Below are 17160 nucleotides of genomic sequence, written 5' to 3' on the forward strand. Positions count from 1 at the left end.
TCAACGCCGTGGTGGGACCCGACCGGGAAGTGGCGGTGATGATAGCGTCCGAAGACCCCATCGTGGCCGAGCGCCCCATGTACTTCGACTACCTGGGCAAGTGGAGCGGGGGACACGACGTCACCGGGGCCGTCGCCCCCCAGACCTCCTTCTTTTTCGCCGAGGGCTACACCGGGGCCGGCCTCTTCGACGAGTACCTCTGCCTCATGAACCCGGGGGACACTCCCACCACCGCCCACATAACCTACATGTTCCCGGACGGCACCACCCAGCCGCAGGACGTGCCCATCGGCGCGACCACCCGCACCACGGTAAGCGTCAACGCCGTGGTGGGACCCGACCGGGAAGTGGCGGTGATGATAGCGTCCGAAGACCCCATCGTGGCCGAGCGCCCCATGTACTTCGACTACCTGGGCAAGTGGAGCGGGGGACACGACGTCACCGGTTTCACCCCTTGACGCAATGAGGGGTCGTATGCTCGTTCTTTGGTCCGTCCAGTTGCTTGACTAGGTATGTGCCCGCATGATATTTTCCCACTGAATCGCAGGTTTTCCGAGCAGTTCCGCCTAAGGCCACATGGCTACGGAGAGCTGCCGACAGGGTCAGGTTGGAAACGGCCTCGCCTCCCGTGCTTGGAAAGGAAGACCTCAGCTGCTTGCTGGAGGAGTTAACGCCGTCAACAGGCGTTTTTCTCTCAGGTCAGCTCTCTTCTCACTGGCGCGCGGCGAGTTCCCCACCACCGCTCTTCCGGAGGACCATCACGCTGGGAATGACTTCGCCGGGAAGCGAGAGACGAGGAGGTCCATCATGAGAAAAACGCTGATAATCTTCCTGATGCTGGCCCTGTGCGCGGGCACGCTGTTCGCCGTGCTGGCCGGCCCGACCGCAAGACCGGATGTCGCCCTGGCGTCACCCGACCCCCACACCCGGGTCTTCACCGAGACCTACCTGAAGTCGATGCCCACTTTCTCCGGGCATTACACCCTCACCAAGAGCTCCTCTCCCTATACCTATTTCGAGCAGGACTGGAAGGGAGTTGACCTCTCGTACCTGCTGGAGACGGAAGTAGGGCTCGCACCCGGTACCACCGGCATCAAGATCCAGGCCGATGACGGATTCGGGCGCAGCCATACCCTCGACGAGATGCGGGGAAACAGCAACCCACGCGGCCTCAAGACCCTCCTCGCCTACATGTACGCGACGGCCAGCGCCGACAACCCCCACGCCCCCGACCCGGTCGGGGCGCCATGGGTCGCGCCGTTGACCCCGGACACACTGGTGAGCAACGCCGACGGCCCCTTCCGCTCGGTGTTGCCACAGACGATAGAGGGGCCAAGCTCTTCCAACACCGCCTATTCGCCTCCCGGCACCGGTACCGCGGGCAACTGGAGCAAGTCCGTGAAGCTGGTCAGGGCCATCGAAGTCCTGCCGCTGCCGGCCGGCATGACGGAACTCTCGGCAGCCGAACTCGGCGCGCTCCCCGACGACCAGATCCTCGTCTACGGCAATATCCAGCCCCAGTCCATCACGGACGTCTCGCCGCAGGTGGGCATCGCCGGCACCGAGGTGACCATCACCGGCTACGGCTTCGGCACCACCCAGGGGACCTCTTACGTGAATTTCGGCGGCGTCCAGGCCACCAGCTACACTTCCTGGGGCCCCCAGGAGATCAAGTGCAGGGTGCCCGCGGAAGCCACCGGCAACGTCCAGGTGACCGCGATGGTCCCGAACGGGGTCACCAACGCCGTCCCCTTCATCGTCTTCTCCAAGATGTACACGGAGACGGCCCTCAAGGCCATGACCCAGAGCGGCGGGCATTACACCTCCCAGAACGCCGCCACTACCTACCGGGAGCAGGACTGGCTGGGGGTGGACCTGCAGTGGCTGCTGGAGACCGACGTCGGCATCCCCGCCACCGCCACTGGCATCAAGATTCAGGGCGGGGACAGTTATTATGCCGCCGATCTCACCATGGCCCAGATGCGGGGCAACTCCAACCCCCGCGGCTTGAAGACCCTCCTGGGCTACCTCTCCGGCACGCGCATCACCAACCCGCTGGCCCTCAACGGCCTCATGGACGGCACCGGGGGCTTTCCCTCCGTGGCCCCGGTGACGCCGACCACCTACGACACCGGGCCCTTCCGCTCGGTGATGCCGCAGGCGGTGGAGGGCCCGGGTTCCACCAATATCAATTACAACCCTCTGGGCAGCGGCGATTCCAACGCCTCCGCCTGGGTACAGAACGTCCGGGCCGTCGAGGTCAAGCCGCTACCGGCCGGGATCTCCGAGCTCACCGGCCCGGAGGTCGATGCGCTGCCGGACAACCAGGTCCTGGTGTACGGCTACATCTTCCCCGACCTGACCATAACGTCGTCCGCCACCGCGGGCGGCACCATCACGCCCCTGGGCGCAACCACGGTGCCCTTCGGGGGCAGCCAGCATTACGACATCGCAGCCAGCACCGGCTACCACATAACCGACGTAGAGGTGGACAGCTCGAGCGTGGGCGCGGTGACCACCTATGACTTCACCGATGTCACCGCCAACCACACCATCGATGCCTTCTTCGAGATCAACAACTACACTATCGCCGTCTCGGCCGATCCCACTGAAGGGGGCACGGTCAGCGGCGGCGGCGGCTTCGACTACGGGACCCCGGTCAACCTGCAGGCCACACCGAACCCGGGCTGGTACTTCGTCAACTGGACCGAAGGGGGAGCGGAGGTCTCCACCAACGCGGACTACTCCTTCACCGCCGAGGCCGACCGCACCCTGGTGGCCAACTTCAAGCCTTACGCTGAGATCACCAATGCAGCTCCCACCGCGGGCAAGACGAACACGCTGGTGACCATCACCGGCGTCGGTTTCGGTGATACGCAGGGCACCTCGTTCGTGAGCTTCGGGAGCGTGAACGCCGCGTACATCGAGTCCTGGTCCGATACCCAGGTTGTATGCAAGGTGCCGCCGGGCTCCGCCGGCCTGGTCAACCTCACGCTCACCACCGACAAGGGGACCTCCAACGCCGTTCCCTTCAGCGTGCTGCCGTTTATCTCCAAGGTGGCACCCAAGTCGGGCGTGGCCTGGACGGTGGTCACCGTCAGCGGGAGCGGCTTCGGGGACACAAAGGGCACGTCCTTCGTGAGGTTTGGGGGTGTCCAGGTAACCAGCTACGTGTCCTGGTCGAACAACGAGATCGTGTGCAAGGTACCGGCCGCGGCCTACGGGTCGATAAACGTCGCGGTGGAGACGACTGGAGGCCGTTCCAACCTCATGCCCTTCAAGGTTGTGCCCCGCGTCACCAGGTTCTCTCCCATGTCGGGAGCCCCCGGGACGGTGGTGACCCTCACAGGCAACGGCTTCGGGGACAGGCGCAAGACCTCGACGGTGACCTTCGGGAACACCCCGGTGACCCAGTACGTATCCTGGTCCAACAACCAGATAAAGGTGAAGGTGCCCGCAATGGCCGCGGGCCCCACCCTGATCAAGGTGACCACGCCGGGTGGTACCTCGGTGGGAGCGGTCTTCACCGTGAAGTAGAAGGAATGCCAGGGGCCCGGCGGCGGTACGGGCCAGGCCCCTTTAACCGGCCGGAGCCGAGCATGAGGCCGGGGGAGCTAGCCCCCCGGCCTCTTTCTACCGGGTCTTCTTATTCTTGAAGATAACGGCTATTGTCTCGAAGCTCGTTTCTACCGAAATGATAATGAGTCGAGAAGCGGACGGCCGTGAGGAGAATCCAGCTGAAAAGGTTACCGACGATCCTGGTCATCGCCATGTTGGCCACCATGCTCGCTGTTGCGGGTTGTGGCAGCGCGAATGACCGCAAGCCACGAGCGGCCAGGAGGGCCCCACCCTGGTCTTCTCGGACCCGGAGTTGCAGTTCCAGCTCATGCGTGCCCTGGGGAGCATCGCCTGCGGACATGCGGACATAGGCGAGTGAGTTTCAACCGCGGAGCGCATCACCGAGGGCGACGTGAACAGCTGGTACGAGGAGTGGTACGCTACGGCGGAGCGCGTGCGGGGCATCGCGGACGATGGCATGGCGGCGGGGCACGAGGTGAGCGCCCGCGAGGCCTACCTGAGGGCCTCGACCTATTACGCCATCCGAGTTCTACCTGCACGGCGACCCCACCGATCCGCGCATCAGGGAGAGCATCGCGAGGAACAGGGACTGCTTCGCCCGGGCCGCGCAATTGTTCACTCCCCCATGGAGCCCGTCAGCATCCCGTACGAGGACACCGCCCTCCCCGGATACTTCTATGCCGCTGACGGCACGGGCACTTCCCGGCCAACCATCATCATCCAGACCGGGTTCGACGGCACCCAGAAGGAGCTCTACAGCGGGGGAGCGGCGGCCGCGTTGCGGCGCGGATACAACTGCCTGACCTTCGAGGGTCCCGGTCAGGGGGAGGCATCCGCGAGCAGGGCATACCCTTCCGTTACGACAGGGAAAACGTGATCGTGCCGGTGGTCGACTACATCGTGTCCCAGTACAGATGGGCGCCTTGCTCCTGGCCCACCAGCGCATCTTCGGCTGGCTGGACGTGACCTTCGCGCAGCCCTGAAAGAGAAGGTGGCACGGGCCGGGGTCGATCCTAGACGTGCCGCTGCGAGAATGCAATAAGGAGGGTCCTGGGGCGGACCCCCCTTATTGTGTGGGAGGAAACCTAAACCTGGTCTTTTACCAGGCCGAGTATCCCGTCGAACATGTCCCTTCTATCTGGCCCTTCCAGTACACGGCGCGCTCCGCCACGATGGGCGCCGAGGAGCGCACCAGGGTGGATACGTCGGTCGTCTCGCCCACGTCCAGACCTACGTTTACATTGGTCCTTACGCCGGCGGGCACCGGCAGGGGCGCTCTCTCGATGGCCCCGTTCTCCGTCTGGTAGGTGATATAGACCACCGCATCCGATGGCCCTGGGTTCTGCAGCAGCACCCAGGTCTCGAAGCCGCCGGTGGTACAGCCCTCGGCCAGGTAGGACCTGAACTTGGGGCTCAGTTGGCCATGGGCGACATGGCCGCTGGCCATGCCGTTCCAGTACATCGCGCGCTCGGCGATGACGCCGCCCCCCTCCGAGGCCACCCTTGTCGATACGTTGAAGTCGCTTACGTGTTCGACCAGGTTGAAGGAACGCCGCGTGCCCCCCGCGATGGGTATGTCCTGCCACTCGGGGGGCTCCTGCAGGCCGGTGCTGGTCATGAAGGACAGATCGACGGTGACGTCCGTCGGGTTGGGGTTCTGCACCAGTATGTAGGTGGTGTAAGGGCTACTGGTCGCGCCCTCGGCCAGGTACCACGTATCTGAAGGCGCATTGACGCCGAACTCGCAGGTGCCGCCACGCTTGTTGTCCCAGTATATGGCGCGCTCGGCGATTATCGGCTGGTCCGACTCCAGCATGGTGGAGACCTCGACCAGACCGCCGGCCCCGTCCGCGGCCAGGTTTATCGTCTTGCGGGACCGGGCCGGCACCTCTACCGGCGTGCCCGGTAGGTCCCCGTCGCCCTTCATGTAAGTAACGTCCACGTTGGCTGCCACGTCGCCGGGGTTCTCCAGCAGCAGGTAGGTCTCGAAGGTGCCTGAGGTGCAGCCCTCGGCCAGGTACCAGGTATTGGAGGGGGCGTTGACGCCGGAGGCGCAGTGGCCGCCGCCCATGCCGTTCCAGTACATGGCCCGCTCCACCACGATGGAGTCACCGTGATAGCCCTCGACCCGGGTTGAGAAGGCCTTGCCTGTCCCGATGGTGTTCACCGGGTTCACGGTGGTGCGGGAGCGGGCTGGTACGTCCAGGATCTCCTGCTGTGGGGTCTCGCCTTCGATAAAGTAGTCCACGATAACGCGGGTCTGCCAGCTGTTGGGGTTGGCGATGGAGATATAGGTCTCGAAGCCGGCGCCGGTGTAGCCCTCGGCGAAGAACCACTCGTTGGGCACGTTACCCGCGTCGATGTCGCCGCAGACGATGATGCGGTCGGTGGGCACCACGGTCTCGTCCACGCCCGGGTCGTCCCCCAGGGGCAGGACATGCACCTCGCGCACCCACTTCAGCCACCTGCTCAGGGTATAGGGGTTGGCCTCATAAGCCGGTTTTATCAACTGTAAGGGCCCGTCGTCGTCCGGTTCGGGCCCCAGGTCCGTCCCGTCCTTGTTCCAGCCCAGCATGAACTTGAGCCCGTCGTCGCCGTAGGCGCCCCTGATCTCGTCCAGGGTCCAGGTGTCCTTGAAGCCCCAGCCGTCGGCCGCGAAGAACATGACGTCGGTCGCGCTGTCCTGCAGGCCGATGACCTCATCGAGCAGGTAATCCACGGGGATGCCGGTGCAGACCGTCTCGCCCGTGCCGCCGCTGCTGTCCTCCCAGGCATAGGTCGCGGCGACCGGTTTGATGGATTTGAGCTGATCGACGGTGACGGTCTTGCGGTTTCGGATGTTGCCGTAGACCACTATCTCACCAGGGGGGATGGCCTCGTAGTCAAGGGCGGGTATCCCCGGCGGCACCGGTTGCACCTCGAGGGCCCTCACCCACATCACCGCCTTGTTCCAGTTGGGGGTGCCGGTGCCGGCGGGAGAGTCGTAGCTCTCGTTGCGCGGGTCCGGTCCCTCCACCTGCTGGGGGAGGATGAGCCGGAAGGGCCCTCCGTCCTCATGGGTGAGTTCGTTGCTGGCGGGGAGGGGGTCAATCCACGGAGCCCCGGTCGCGTCCGGCGCGTTGGGGTTGTTCTCGCTCGGCTCCCCGTACATGTAACCGAGGAGGGTGGGGAGGCCGCGGGGGTTGCCGTTGCCCCGCATCTCGTCGAGGGTCAGGGTAACGGCGTAGCCGTCCTCCGCTATGACCTTGATACCGGTGGTGCCGTCCTTGAGGCCCACCTCCTGCTCAAGCAGATAGGAGAGGTCCACTCCCTTCCAGTCCTGCTCGAAGTAGGTGAAGGGATCGGAGTTCTTGGAACAGGTATAGTGGCCGCCAGCCAGCTTCTCGGAGATGCTCACGATGTCGCCGTCCCCGTTCAGCGTCTGCTTATACTGCTTTATGGATTTCAGGTCCATCTCGGTGAAGGTGCGGTAGTTGGGGGAGGAGCCGGAAACGGCGTCCGCCTCGAATCCCACCTCTTCCGCCGGCGGTGAAGAGACCGCGAGCAGGGGCGTGCCCAGGGTAAGGCAGAGCAACACACCCAGGAAAACGATAATATATCTGCGCATTTGCATTCCTCCCATTCCGTCTAGCTCCCACCAGAGGGGCCCTGATGTCCCCTGCGCCCCCCCACATATGAAAAGCCGTCCTCCCCGCGCAGGAAAAGGACGGCTTGAAACAATGGGGGCGTCCCCCATGCGGAAGGGACGCCTCGCTAAGGCCGTATTAATGGTCTCCCTTTCCAAACACGGGAGGCAGGACCGTTTCCAATCCTACCCTATCGGCAGCCCTCCTTAGCTTGCGCCTTAGGACAGACTGCTCGGAAAACCGTACGGTGCCTGTTTACCATCAAAGCCGCATATTGTCAAGCCGCGCTCGCTGGTGTTTGCCCTTGCTGTACACCCCTCCTGCCCAACCAGGAGAACTCGGGTAAGAGGCCAGCGCATGCACGGCTCCATTACTTGACAATGAGGCAGGCTTCTATAAGAGTTAGCGGTGTAGGCGCTCTCCGAGCCCCTCGGCCTAAAGCGGGAGCCATGGTGGGGGGCCGATAGGGTCCGCCGGGAAACGGGCGGGCCTCCCGTGCTCGGAAAGGAGGGTGCATGGGCAGAAAGCCGCTCATGCTTTTCGTTCTGGCCGCGGTCCTCATAGCCGCTTCCATGACCCTGTTCTTCCTGCGCCAGGTGGGCGCGGAAGACCATTTGGCAGTCACCTACGAAGAGGTGCTCTCCCTCCCCGCGACCACCGCCGTCTACCACAGCATCAATAACTGGCAGACGGTGGAGGACACCGGTTTCACGGGGGTCGACCTGTTCGAATTCCTGGAGGAGCAGGGGATAGATGAGGACGGGGCGGAGGTAAGACTCATCGCACCCGACGGTTACTTCTGGCCGGCGGTCGGCACTACCCTGACCCTTGGGGAACTGAAGGAGCCCAACGCGGCCGGTCTCTATCCCCTGCTGGCGTGGGAGATGGACGGCAACGTCCTTCAGCCGGAGCCGGACGGTTCCGGGCCGCTGCGGCTGGTGATGCCGCAGTACTCCGAGGACGAGGTCAACAAGCCTTCCTGGGTGTCCAACGTCAGGCTCATCGAGATCGGTCCCGTGGGCGAGGAAGTGGCGGTGCCCGATGCGGCGCGGGTGCCCGTGGACGAGGTGTGGATATACGGCGACGTCCCCACGGCCTATCCCTTCTCCGCGGTCTATCCGGTCATCGCCCTGCTGGCCGGCGTCCTGGTCCTGGCGGCGGCCATCCTCGCACGCATGGCGGACAAGAAGAGGAAGCGGGATGTCTCACAGGTCGTGGCCGCCGTGGTCCTCGCCGCCGCGCTGGTGGCCGCGGCGCCCATTGCACTGCCGCATGGCAGCGTCTGCGAGGCCGGCCCCGGGAGCCGCATCTTCTCCATGGGGGAGCTGGCCGCCATGCCCGCCTTCGCGGGCCACTACACCTTCCTGAAATCGCAGGAGCCCTTCACCTATTACGAGGCGGACTACAGGGGCGTGCCCCTCTCCTACCTGATCGAGGAGAGGATGAGCCTCGCCCCCGGGGCCAGCGGCGTGAAGGTGATCGCCAGGGACGGCTACGAGGTCTCGCTGAGCCTGGCCGATGCGAGGAAGGTATATCCTGGAGGGCTGAAGGTCATCATCGCCTACGAGAAGGACGGCGCCCCCCTGGTCGGCGATGAGGGGCCCCTGCGGTTGATCGTGCCGCAGAGCGTGCCCGGCAGCAAGGACCAGGGAGGCGAGCCGAACACGCCGCTCTGCGCCAGGATGGTCTACGCCGTGGAGGTGGAGCCAGTGCCGGCCGGAGAGCGGCCCCCGGGGGAGAGCGAGGTCCCCGCGGGATCGCTGGCGGTCTACGGCGCGGTGAGCGAGCCCGCCCCTCAACCCCAACCGGCCCCAACGCCGGTGACGCCGCAGCCCGCCCCCGTCAGTCCGGGTGACAACGGCCAGGAGCGGGAACAGGCGCAGCCGGATCCCGCCGCGACCGCTCCCGGCACCACCGCCACGGCGGTATTGGGCGGGAACGCGGCGCTGGCGTTCGGCGCGAACTGGATGGTGCTGGCGGCGATACAGGCGCAACCGCTGAAGGCGGTCATGCCCCTGCTCTATCTCTTCTGGCGGGAGGGAAAGCGATGACGAGAAAGGCTGCGCTCGCACTTGCGGTCCTGCTGCTCGCGGGATGCCTTGCCGCTTCTCTCTGCGGCTGCGGGGAGGAGAAAAAGGCCTCCCCCTTCCTGGAGAGCGAGAAGCGGCTGGAGGGGATGTACGAGGAATGCCGGACCATCGAGGTCTCCGATACGGCCGGCGAGCGCCCGGACATCGACACCGAGAAGATCAAGTCCCTGCCGGTGGTCGACGTGAGGACGGTGCTGGTGAGGTCCAACGGCATGGAGGAGGAGGGCGTATGGACGGGAGCGCGCCTCTCCGATGTCCTCGCCAGCAGCGGTGTCGCGGGGCCCTTCACGGAACTGAGGATGGAGGCATGGGACGGTTACGTGGCCAAGGTGGGCTACGAGATGGCCATGCGGCCTGATACCATCATCGCCTGGGAGGAGGACGGCGCCTCCCTGCCCGAAGAACAGGGACCGGTTAGGCTGGTGGTCGGCAGCGAGGACGGTTTCTACTGGGTCCACCGCATCACCAGGATGGAGATAGTGCGGTGAGAGGTAGGGCTTTGCGCGTGCGTCCCGTCCTGGCGCTGGCCTTGCTGCTCGCGGCGACGGTCGTCACGGGCGGGGTATGGGGATGCGGGTCCCCGGCCGTCCCGGAGGAGGAGCGCAGCGAGCTCATACTGGCCACCACCACCAGCGTCCTCGATTCCGGCCTCCTGGACGTGCTGGTCGAGCGCTTCGAGGAGAGGTACCCCTACCGCGTAAAGGCCATCGCCGTGGGCAGCGGCGCCGCCCTGCTCATGGCCAGGCAGGGGGAAGCCGACGTGACCATCACCCACGAGCCCAAGGCGGAAAAGGAGTTCATGGACGATGGCCTGGGCGAGAGCCGCCGCGAGGTCATGTACAACGATTTCATCATCGTGGGGCCTTCTGCCGATCCCGCCTGCATCAAGGGCATGGACGACGCGGCGGAGGCCTTTACCCGCATCCATGAGGCCGGGCAACCCTTCGTCTCCCGCGGCGACGCCTCAGGCACCCACGCCATGGAGATGAGCGTATGGGAGCGGGCGGGGATCCAGCCCGCTGGCGACTGGTATAAGGAGAGCGGCCAGGGTATGGGTTACACCCTGAGGACGGCGGAAGAGGAGCGCGCCTACACCATCACCGACCGCGCCACCTTCATCGTACTCGACGAGGCGCTGGACCTCGAGATAATGGTGGAGGGCGACCCGGGGCTGCTAAACGTCTATTCCATTATCGTGACCAATCCCGAGGTCTATTCCGACACCAACATCCAGGGAGCCCGGGACCTGCAGGAGTTTCTCTTCGAGCCGGATACCCAGTCGTTGATAAGGGATTTCGGCGTGGACACGTATGACCAGCACCTCTTCTACGTCTTCGAGTGAAGGTCCGGTATTTCTCGCGAGACAGCGAAGCGGAATGCAGAACCTGCCCGGCCGGATCCCTACCGTTTTAATTGGTCTCTCAGGGGGAAAATAAACAGGGTGAAACGAGAAGCAAGACAGGAGGTAGAGTGATGAAGATCAGCGCCAGGAACGTCATCAAGGGAAAGGTGAAAGCCGTGACCCCCGGAGCCGTGAACGCCGAGGTGGCCGTGGAGCTGCCCGGCGGCGACGAGGTCGTGTCCATCATCACCAAGGCCTCGGCCGATGCGTTGGGGCTGTCCGAAGGCAAGGACGTCTACGTCATCATCAAGGCCAGCAACGTGATGATCGGGGTCGACTGAGCCGGCGGGGCGGGCTGACCGGGGGCGCACGGGGCGGAGGTTGGAAAGACCGTCATTGTAGAGACATGAAAATAATGGCAGGATGATCTCGCATTGAAAGGTGTTTGAAACCTGCTGGCTTCTGTTATAATATTCGCGTATTGGTTTTCAGGTTAGATCTTTCGTCTTCCCGAGGAGACCGTATCCTCGGGATTTTTTTAGGCGAAGGAGGTGAAAGTTTTGAAGATATATGTGGGAAACCTCAGTTACACGACCAGTTCAGAGGGACTGCGGGAGGCGTTCGAGGAGTTCGGGACCGTCGATTCCGCCGAGGTGGTGATGGACCGCAATACCAACCGTTCCCGCGGGTTCGGGTTCGTGGAGATGTCCAGTGGGGAGGAGGCGCAGGCCGCCATCTCCGCCCTCAACGGCAAGGACGTCGACGGGCGCCCGCTCAACGTGAGCGAGGCCAGGCCCAAGAGGACCGAGTCAAGGGGCTCAGGCTCGTACCGCTATTGAGAGCATAGCCCCGCGCCTCAGGGGCAAGGGGAGCTCGAGATCAAACAAGCGGAGGTCGCGTATCTCCGCTTGTTTTATTGTGTGGAAGAATGCGGCATGTATCTCCCCGAACCGTTTACCGCCATCACTTCCTGGGTATCCTCCCACTAACAGGCCGCTTCGCATAACGCCTTAGAGGTATGCCCGCGGGGCTATAGAAAGATTTCGCATAGAACGGGCGGTGACGATCTCCAGGGAGAGGAGCACGAGATGGCTGCGGTAGATACGGTCAAGGTCGAGGGCGACAAGCTGGCGGCGGTCCTGGCCGCCCTGAGGAAGTCGTTGGATAAGACCAGGAAGTACTTCATCGGCACCACCATCTTCTACGTGGTGCTCATCGCGGCCTTCAGCATCCTGGTGGCGACGGTCAAAGACGAGAAGGCGAGGGGGGCCGACATCGGGATACTGATCCTGGTGTCCCTGGGTTTTCTGGGCCAGTGGATATCTGAATTGCGTGGACTGCGTGGCTCAGGTTTCAGCATCGCCGGCTTCCTCAACCTCTACCACTTCCCCCTTGCCGGGAAACTTGCGGAGCTCGAGGACGAGGGGAGGTGGGAAAGCCGGGAGGAGCGCCTGAACCGGGCCATTGAAGTGCTCGAGCACCAGGCGGAGGCCGAGAAGGCGCACCGCGCCTGGCCCAACCGCGCCCTCAGCCTGGGCGTGATAACCATCGTCGATATCCTCATCTGGCTGGTGTGGGACAACTGGGTGATGGCCCTCGTCAACCAGGGAATCGCCATGGTCGTCAGCATGACCCACATATCGATGGGGCCCACGGCTTCCATCAAGGCCCTTGAAGAGCTGGGCGGCGCCAGTGAGTGAGACCATGCAGGCCGAGGAGAGGATGCGGGCCGCCATAGCCCTGGAGCCGGTGGACCGCCACCCCGTCTTTCCCATCCTGGTCACAGCGGCTCCCCGCCTCTACGGCATCACGCAGGGCGAGGCCTGGATGGACCACGACAGGGCGCGGGAGGCGTTGATCTGGTGCTACCGCGAGTTCGGCTACGACATCGGTTCCAAGCCAAATTACTACTACCCCATGCTGCCGGGAAAGTTCTGCGGCGCGCCGGTGCGCAACCTCATCCCGGGAAGGCAACTCCCGGAGGACGCCCTCTACCAGATAGACGAGCGTGTACTCTTCCCGCGCGAGGACTACGACAAGATCGCCGCCCTGGGCTGGAACGCCTACTGGGAAGAGTATTACGAGTCCATGAGCGGCAAATCGTGGGAGAAGCTCGTGGCCATGCAGGAGCTGTCCAACCGCTTCTACACCGAGGACATGGGGATCTGCGAGGCGGAGGGCATGCCCGTCTTCATGGGGGTCGCCGTGGACTCGGTGATGATGGCCTTCTCCCTCTGCCGCACCCTGGTGGAGTTCACCCGGGACCTCCACGAGGTGCCCGACAAGGTGGAGGCGGCCATGCGCGCGTCCTGCGGCGACCTCATCGCCAACGCCGTCCGGGTCTGTGAGGGCAACGGCAGGAAAGCCGCTTTCATCGTGCTGGAGCGCGGTTCCGGTTTCTACTATCCCCTGGAGGTCTTCGAACGCTTCGAGTGGCCGTTCCTCGCGGCCTACGTCGATGCCTTCGTCTCCGAGGGTATCCTGCCGTGGCTGCACTTCGACACCGACTGGGGGATCAACCTGCCCTATCTCAAGAAGCTCCCCGCGCGTAGGTGCGTGTGCGACCTCGACGGCATGACCGATATCTTCCAGGCCAAGGAGTTGCTGCGCGGGCACATGTGCATCAGCGGTGACGTGCCCGCGGCGCTGCTCACCCTGGGGAGCCCCGACGGCGTCAGGGCCTACTGCCGCCGCCTCATCGACGAGGTAGGTGACGGCGGGGGGTTCATGCTCACCACGGGGTGCGAATGCCCGGTGAACGTCAGGGCGGAGAACCTGCGGGCCATGGTGGAGACGGGAAAGACCTACCGCGGAAAGAAGGGCACCGCGAAGCTCCCCGCCCCGGCTACGGTAGAGAAAGGGGTGGTGGAGGTAGTCATGCCGGAGGGGGCCATCGCCGCGGCCTTCGCGAAGCTGCGCTACGGCGAGATAGAGGACCTGGTGGACCTGGCCGTGGGGGAGAGGACGGACCCCTGGCGCATCCTGGAGGAGTGCCGGGAGGGGATGGAGCTGGTGGGGGAGCTCTACAGCTCGGGCGAGTACTTCCTCTCGGAGCTGATCATCTCGGCCGAGATCTTCAAGGAGGTAATGGCGCGACTGGAGCCCATGCTGACGGAGGACGGGACCGCTTCCATCCTGGGCGCGGCCGTCATCGGGACGCCGCGGGGGGACATCCACGACATCGGCAAGAACATCGTATCCACCCTGTTGCGCGTGGGCGGCTTCGAGGTGCACGACCTGGGGGTGGACGTGGAGCCCGACGCATTCGTGCGCGAGGTGTCGGAGAGCGGGGCCCGCGTGGTGGCTATGTCCGCGCTCATCACCCCCACCTTCGATTCCATGCGCGAGGTGGTGGATTCCCTGGCCGAGAGCGGTTTGCGGGACGGGTGTTTCGTGATCATCGGCGGCGGCCCGACCACCTCCGAGGTCAGGGACTACGTGGGCGCGGACGCCTGGACCCTCAACCCCAAGCAGGGGGTAGACCTCTGCCGCGAGTTCATAAATACCCGTTCTCGATAGTGTGCATCGCACGTGTACGTATCGAAGGTAAGTCTCGGGTCACGACCGCTCCAGCATCTCCCGGGCCAGGTCCTCCCGGGACCTCTTCCCGGCGCGGTCCGCGACTTGCTTGCAGGCGGGCGCAGGCAGTTCGAAGGCCAGGCGGTCACGCAACCCCTCACCCAGGTTCCTGGTCTCCACGTCACACCCTTCTTGAGATAAGACGCCGCAGATCACCTCGTGGGAGCGCTCTTTCTCCCCCCGTTTTTCCAGCAGCAGGGCCATCTGGGCCATGGTATTGAGGGAGAGGGGTACGGCGCCGATCTCCTCGGAGACGGCCAGGGCCTCGCGAAAGCGGCTTGCCGCCTCCACCGGGTCATCCTGGTCCATGGCCAGTTGGCCGATGATGCTGAGGGTGCTGGCCATGCCGCGACGGTCGCCGATCTCGCGGAAGTCCTCCAGGCCCTGCCCGCAGAGCTCCCGTGCCTCCTCCCTCCGGCCGAGTTTGCCGGCAACCTCCCCCAGGTTTACCAGGCCGATGGCGATACCGCGGCGGTCCCCCAGGCGCCGGTCGATAGCCAGGCTCTCCTCGTAGTGGCGCTTGGCCTCCTCGTACTCGCCGAGGTAGAAACATGCCACCCCCAGGTTGTTGATGCTGATGCTCATGCCCCGCAGGTCGCCGAGTTCACGGTAGATCTCCAGGCTCTCCAGGTAGAGCTTCCTGGCCTCCTCGTAGCCGACGACGGAGTGGATGGCCTGGTTGAGCAGGGCCGTAGCCACCCCACGCCGGTTGTCCAGCTCCCGGTAGATGTCAAGGCTCTCCCGGTAAAGTCCGGAAGCGCGCGCGTAATCGCCGGTGCGCTCGGAGAGCATGCCGGAGAAGATGAGGTTGAAGGCAACCTCCTCCTGCATATCCAGTCCGCGCAATATGCGCAGCCCCTCATCCAGGAGTTCCGAGGCCTTTTCGTGCATACCCATGCGCAAGGCCAGGCATCCCTGGCGGGTGACGGCCCTGGCCACCAGCTCCTCCTCGATGCGCCGCCGCAATCCGCCTTCGCCCGCGGAAGCGCGTACCGCGGCGACCAGCTCACCCAGCAGCTTCTCGCCCTCCTCCAGCCAGGCCTTGATGTCATAGAATAGGTAGAGGGATGATACGCTGCGGTTCAGCTCTTCCAGGCACATGCCCTGTACCGCCATCTTCCAGGCCTCGCGGATGTTCTCTATATCGTCCTCCAGCGCGGCCAGGGCTTCGACCTGGCGCGCTCGCAGGTATTCCGATTCGCAGGCCTGCAGCAGGCGGAGATAGTAGCTGCAGAAGGCGTCTCTCACACGCTCCTCTTCCGCCGCGCCCTCGCCGAGTTTCTCGCCCGCGTAGGAGCGCAGTACCCCGTGCATCTCGTAACGCCCGCTGGATCCGCGCCGCAGCAGGGACTTGTCCATGAGGGCGGTGATCAGGGCCAGCGGGGCACCTGCCACCTCTTCGCCCGCCTCGCGCCGGAAGCCGCCGCGGAAGACGGACATCCTGGCGAAGGCCAGCCGCTCCTCCGGCTTCAGCAGGTTCCAGGAATACTCGAATGCCACGCGCAGGCTGCGGTGGCGCTCCGGGATGTCGCGCAGGGTGGTGGAGAGGAAGTCCAGGCTGCCGGCGATCTCCTCGCAGATCTCCTTGAGGGGGAGGAAGCGGATCCATGGCGAAGCCAGCTCGATACCCAGGGGCATGCCCTCGAGGAAGCGGCAGAGGTCCCCGATGAGTGGCCTCTCCTCCATGGTGAAAGTGATCCCGGGATATACCCGGCGGGCGCCGTGCAGGAAGAGATTGATGGCGTCGAATTCGTCCGGAGCCGTGAGACTGAAACCGCGTTCGTCGTCGGGCACGTCCATGCCCCCGACCTCCAGGATCCATTCGCCCTTGAGGTTGAGCCGCTCCTGCGAGGTGACCATGATCTTTGCCTGGGGCGCCGCTTCCAGGATGCGTGCCAGGAGCAAGGAGCCCTCCTCGATGAAACGCTCGAAGCTATCCATGACCAGCAGCAGCTTCTTCTCCCTCAGGAAATCGAGGAGCTGGGCCAGGGCTTCTCCCTCGGCGTAGAAGGAGAAGTCGAGGGAGACGGCCAGCGCGGAGACAAGGTGCTGTGGCGACGACAGTTGCGAGCCGGGAAAGAAATAGGCGCCATGGGGATAACCGCCCTCCGCTCGCATCGCCGCCTCCAGGGCCAGGCGGGTCTTGCCTATGCCCCCTGGTCCCACCAGGGTCAGGAGTCGGCAGTCCTCCTCTCCCAGGAGAGAGGCGATCTCCGTAAGCTCCTTCTCCCTGCCGATGAATGCGGTGGGTTGCTGGGGCAGATGGGAGGCGCCGGGGCCGGGCGAGACCGCGCCACCAGGCGGCACGGTGACGGCGGCATCTCCCTCGAAGACCACGGTGCGGTTGCGGCCGCCGTGCTTGGCCTTGTAGAGGGCCCGGTCGGCCATGTGCAGCAGCTCGTCCAGCCGGCGGGAGTGGCGGGGGGATTCGGCGATGCCGAAGCTGGCGGTGATGGGTACGGTAAAGATCTCCAGGGTGCGGTCGGCGATGACGCTCCGTAGTCTCTCGGCGAAGCGCAGTGCCCCCTGGGAATCGGTGCCGGGGAGCAACACCAGGAACTCCTCGCCCCCGTATCTGAAGCAGGCGTCGTCGCCCCGCGCCGCATCGGTGATGAAGGTGGCCATGGCCTGCAGAACACGGTCGCCGGTATCGTGCCCGAAGCGGTCGTTGACGGACTTGAAATAGTCGATGTCTATTATCAACAGGGAGATGACGGTATGGTTGCGGGCCATGCGGCCGAATTCGTCCTCCAGGCAGTGGCGGTTGAAGAGTCCCGTCAGCCGGTCACGCAGGGCCTGCTGTTCCAGGCGCTGGATACGCGAGTGGTACTGCTCGAGGTAGTCGCGCATCTTGTCCTGCAGCTCCTTCTCGTTGACACGGTCGAGAGCCTCCAGGAAAGCCTCCTCCAGCCTGTCCTCCTCCAAGGTCACCCCCGCGGTTCAG

General features: G+C 64.6%; 12 protein-coding genes and 3 riboswitches. Of the genes, 10 read left to right on the forward strand and 2 right to left on the reverse strand.

From position 1 onward, the window contains the following. From AB1384_12790 to AB1384_12800, 3 genes are all read left to right on the forward strand, one after another. A partial coding sequence (locus AB1384_12790; GenBank protein MEW6555148.1) for a DUF5719 family protein occupies positions 1–458 on the forward strand: 458 nt, incomplete at its 5' end. Between the two features lie 80 nt (positions 459–538). Continuing rightward, positions 539–659: riboswitch (molybdenum cofactor riboswitch) on the forward strand. A 148-nt stretch (positions 660–807) separates the two neighbouring features. Then, on the forward strand, positions 808–3537 hold the full coding sequence (locus tag AB1384_12795) for an IPT/TIG domain-containing protein (protein MEW6555149.1): 2730 nt from the start codon (positions 808–810) through the stop codon (positions 3535–3537). A 433-nt stretch (positions 3538–3970) separates the two neighbouring features. Next, positions 3971–4456 (forward strand): hypothetical protein, encoded by a 486-nt coding sequence (locus tag AB1384_12800; GenBank protein ID MEW6555150.1) that lies wholly within the window; start codon positions 3971–3973, stop codon positions 4454–4456. Positions 4457–4678: 222 nt separating this feature from the next. Here the strand turns inward: AB1384_12800 and AB1384_12805 are convergent, their stop codons facing one another. After that, positions 4679–7186: a DUF5719 family protein gene (locus AB1384_12805; protein MEW6555151.1), complete on the reverse strand. Its 2508-nt coding sequence runs from the start codon at positions 7184–7186 to the stop codon at positions 4679–4681. Between the two features lie 150 nt (positions 7187–7336). Further along, positions 7337–7455: riboswitch (molybdenum cofactor riboswitch) on the reverse strand. Positions 7456–7612: 157 nt separating this feature from the next. After that, positions 7613–7731: riboswitch (molybdenum cofactor riboswitch) on the forward strand. Between AB1384_12805 and AB1384_12810 the strand changes: the two genes are divergently transcribed. From AB1384_12810 to AB1384_12840, 7 genes are all read left to right on the forward strand, one after another. Further along, positions 7721–9256 carry a molybdopterin-dependent oxidoreductase gene (locus tag AB1384_12810; GenBank protein MEW6555152.1) on the forward strand — a complete coding sequence of 512 codons (1536 nt, stop codon included), beginning with the start codon at positions 7721–7723 and terminating at the stop codon, positions 9254–9256. (Overlaps the previous riboswitch by 11 nt.) Beyond that, on the forward strand, positions 9253–9783 hold the full coding sequence (locus AB1384_12815) for a molybdopterin-dependent oxidoreductase (protein MEW6555153.1): 531 nt from the start codon (positions 9253–9255) through the stop codon (positions 9781–9783). Before AB1384_12810 ends, AB1384_12815 begins: the two co-directional genes overlap by 4 nt. Continuing rightward, positions 9780–10637 (forward strand): substrate-binding domain-containing protein, encoded by an 858-nt coding sequence (locus AB1384_12820; protein ID MEW6555154.1) that lies wholly within the window; start codon positions 9780–9782, stop codon positions 10635–10637. The genes AB1384_12815 and AB1384_12820 overlap by 4 nt, the downstream gene beginning before the upstream one ends. A 131-nt stretch (positions 10638–10768) precedes the next feature. After that, a complete protein-coding gene (locus AB1384_12825) occupies positions 10769–10978 on the forward strand; it encodes a molybdopterin-binding protein (GenBank protein MEW6555155.1) in 210 nt (69 codons plus the stop codon). Positions 10979–11197: 219 nt separating this feature from the next. Continuing rightward, on the forward strand, positions 11198–11476 hold the full coding sequence (locus AB1384_12830; GenBank protein ID MEW6555156.1) for an RNA-binding protein: 279 nt from the start codon (positions 11198–11200) through the stop codon (positions 11474–11476). A gap of 249 nt (positions 11477–11725) precedes the next feature. Beyond that, positions 11726–12337: a hypothetical protein gene (locus tag AB1384_12835; protein MEW6555157.1), complete on the forward strand. Its 612-nt coding sequence runs from the start codon at positions 11726–11728 to the stop codon at positions 12335–12337. After that, positions 12330–14156, forward strand: coding sequence for a cobalamin-dependent protein (locus tag AB1384_12840; GenBank protein ID MEW6555158.1), 1827 nt, complete (start codon positions 12330–12332; stop codon positions 14154–14156). The genes AB1384_12835 and AB1384_12840 overlap by 8 nt, the downstream gene beginning before the upstream one ends. Positions 14157–14195: 39 nt before the next feature. Here the strand turns inward: AB1384_12840 and AB1384_12845 are convergent, their stop codons facing one another. After that, positions 14196–17141 (reverse strand): diguanylate cyclase, encoded by a 2946-nt coding sequence (locus AB1384_12845; GenBank protein ID MEW6555159.1) that lies wholly within the window; start codon positions 17139–17141, stop codon positions 14196–14198. Between the last annotated feature and the right edge of the window lie 19 nt (positions 17142–17160).

The organism is Actinomycetota bacterium (assembly GCA_040757835.1).
Lineage (GTDB): Bacteria > Actinomycetota > Geothermincolia > Geothermincolales > RBG-13-55-18 > SURF-21.

Excerpts from the sequence above, each read along its gene's own strand:
- AB1384_12795 (MEW6555149.1), top strand. The coding sequence starts at position 808 with ATGAGAAAAACGCTGATAATCTTCCTGATGCTGGCCCTGTGCGCGGGC.
- AB1384_12805 (MEW6555151.1), bottom strand. The coding sequence starts at position 7,186 with ATGCGCAGATATATTATCGTTTTCCTGGGTGTGTTGCTCTGCCTTACC.
- AB1384_12810 (MEW6555152.1), top strand. The coding sequence starts at position 7,721 with ATGGGCAGAAAGCCGCTCATGCTTTTCGTTCTGGCCGCGGTCCTCATA.
- AB1384_12815 (MEW6555153.1), top strand. The coding sequence starts at position 9,253 with ATGACGAGAAAGGCTGCGCTCGCACTTGCGGTCCTGCTGCTCGCGGGA.
- AB1384_12825 (MEW6555155.1), top strand. The coding sequence starts at position 10,769 with ATGAAGATCAGCGCCAGGAACGTCATCAAGGGAAAGGTGAAAGCCGTG.
- AB1384_12835 (MEW6555157.1), top strand. The coding sequence starts at position 11,726 with ATGGCTGCGGTAGATACGGTCAAGGTCGAGGGCGACAAGCTGGCGGCG.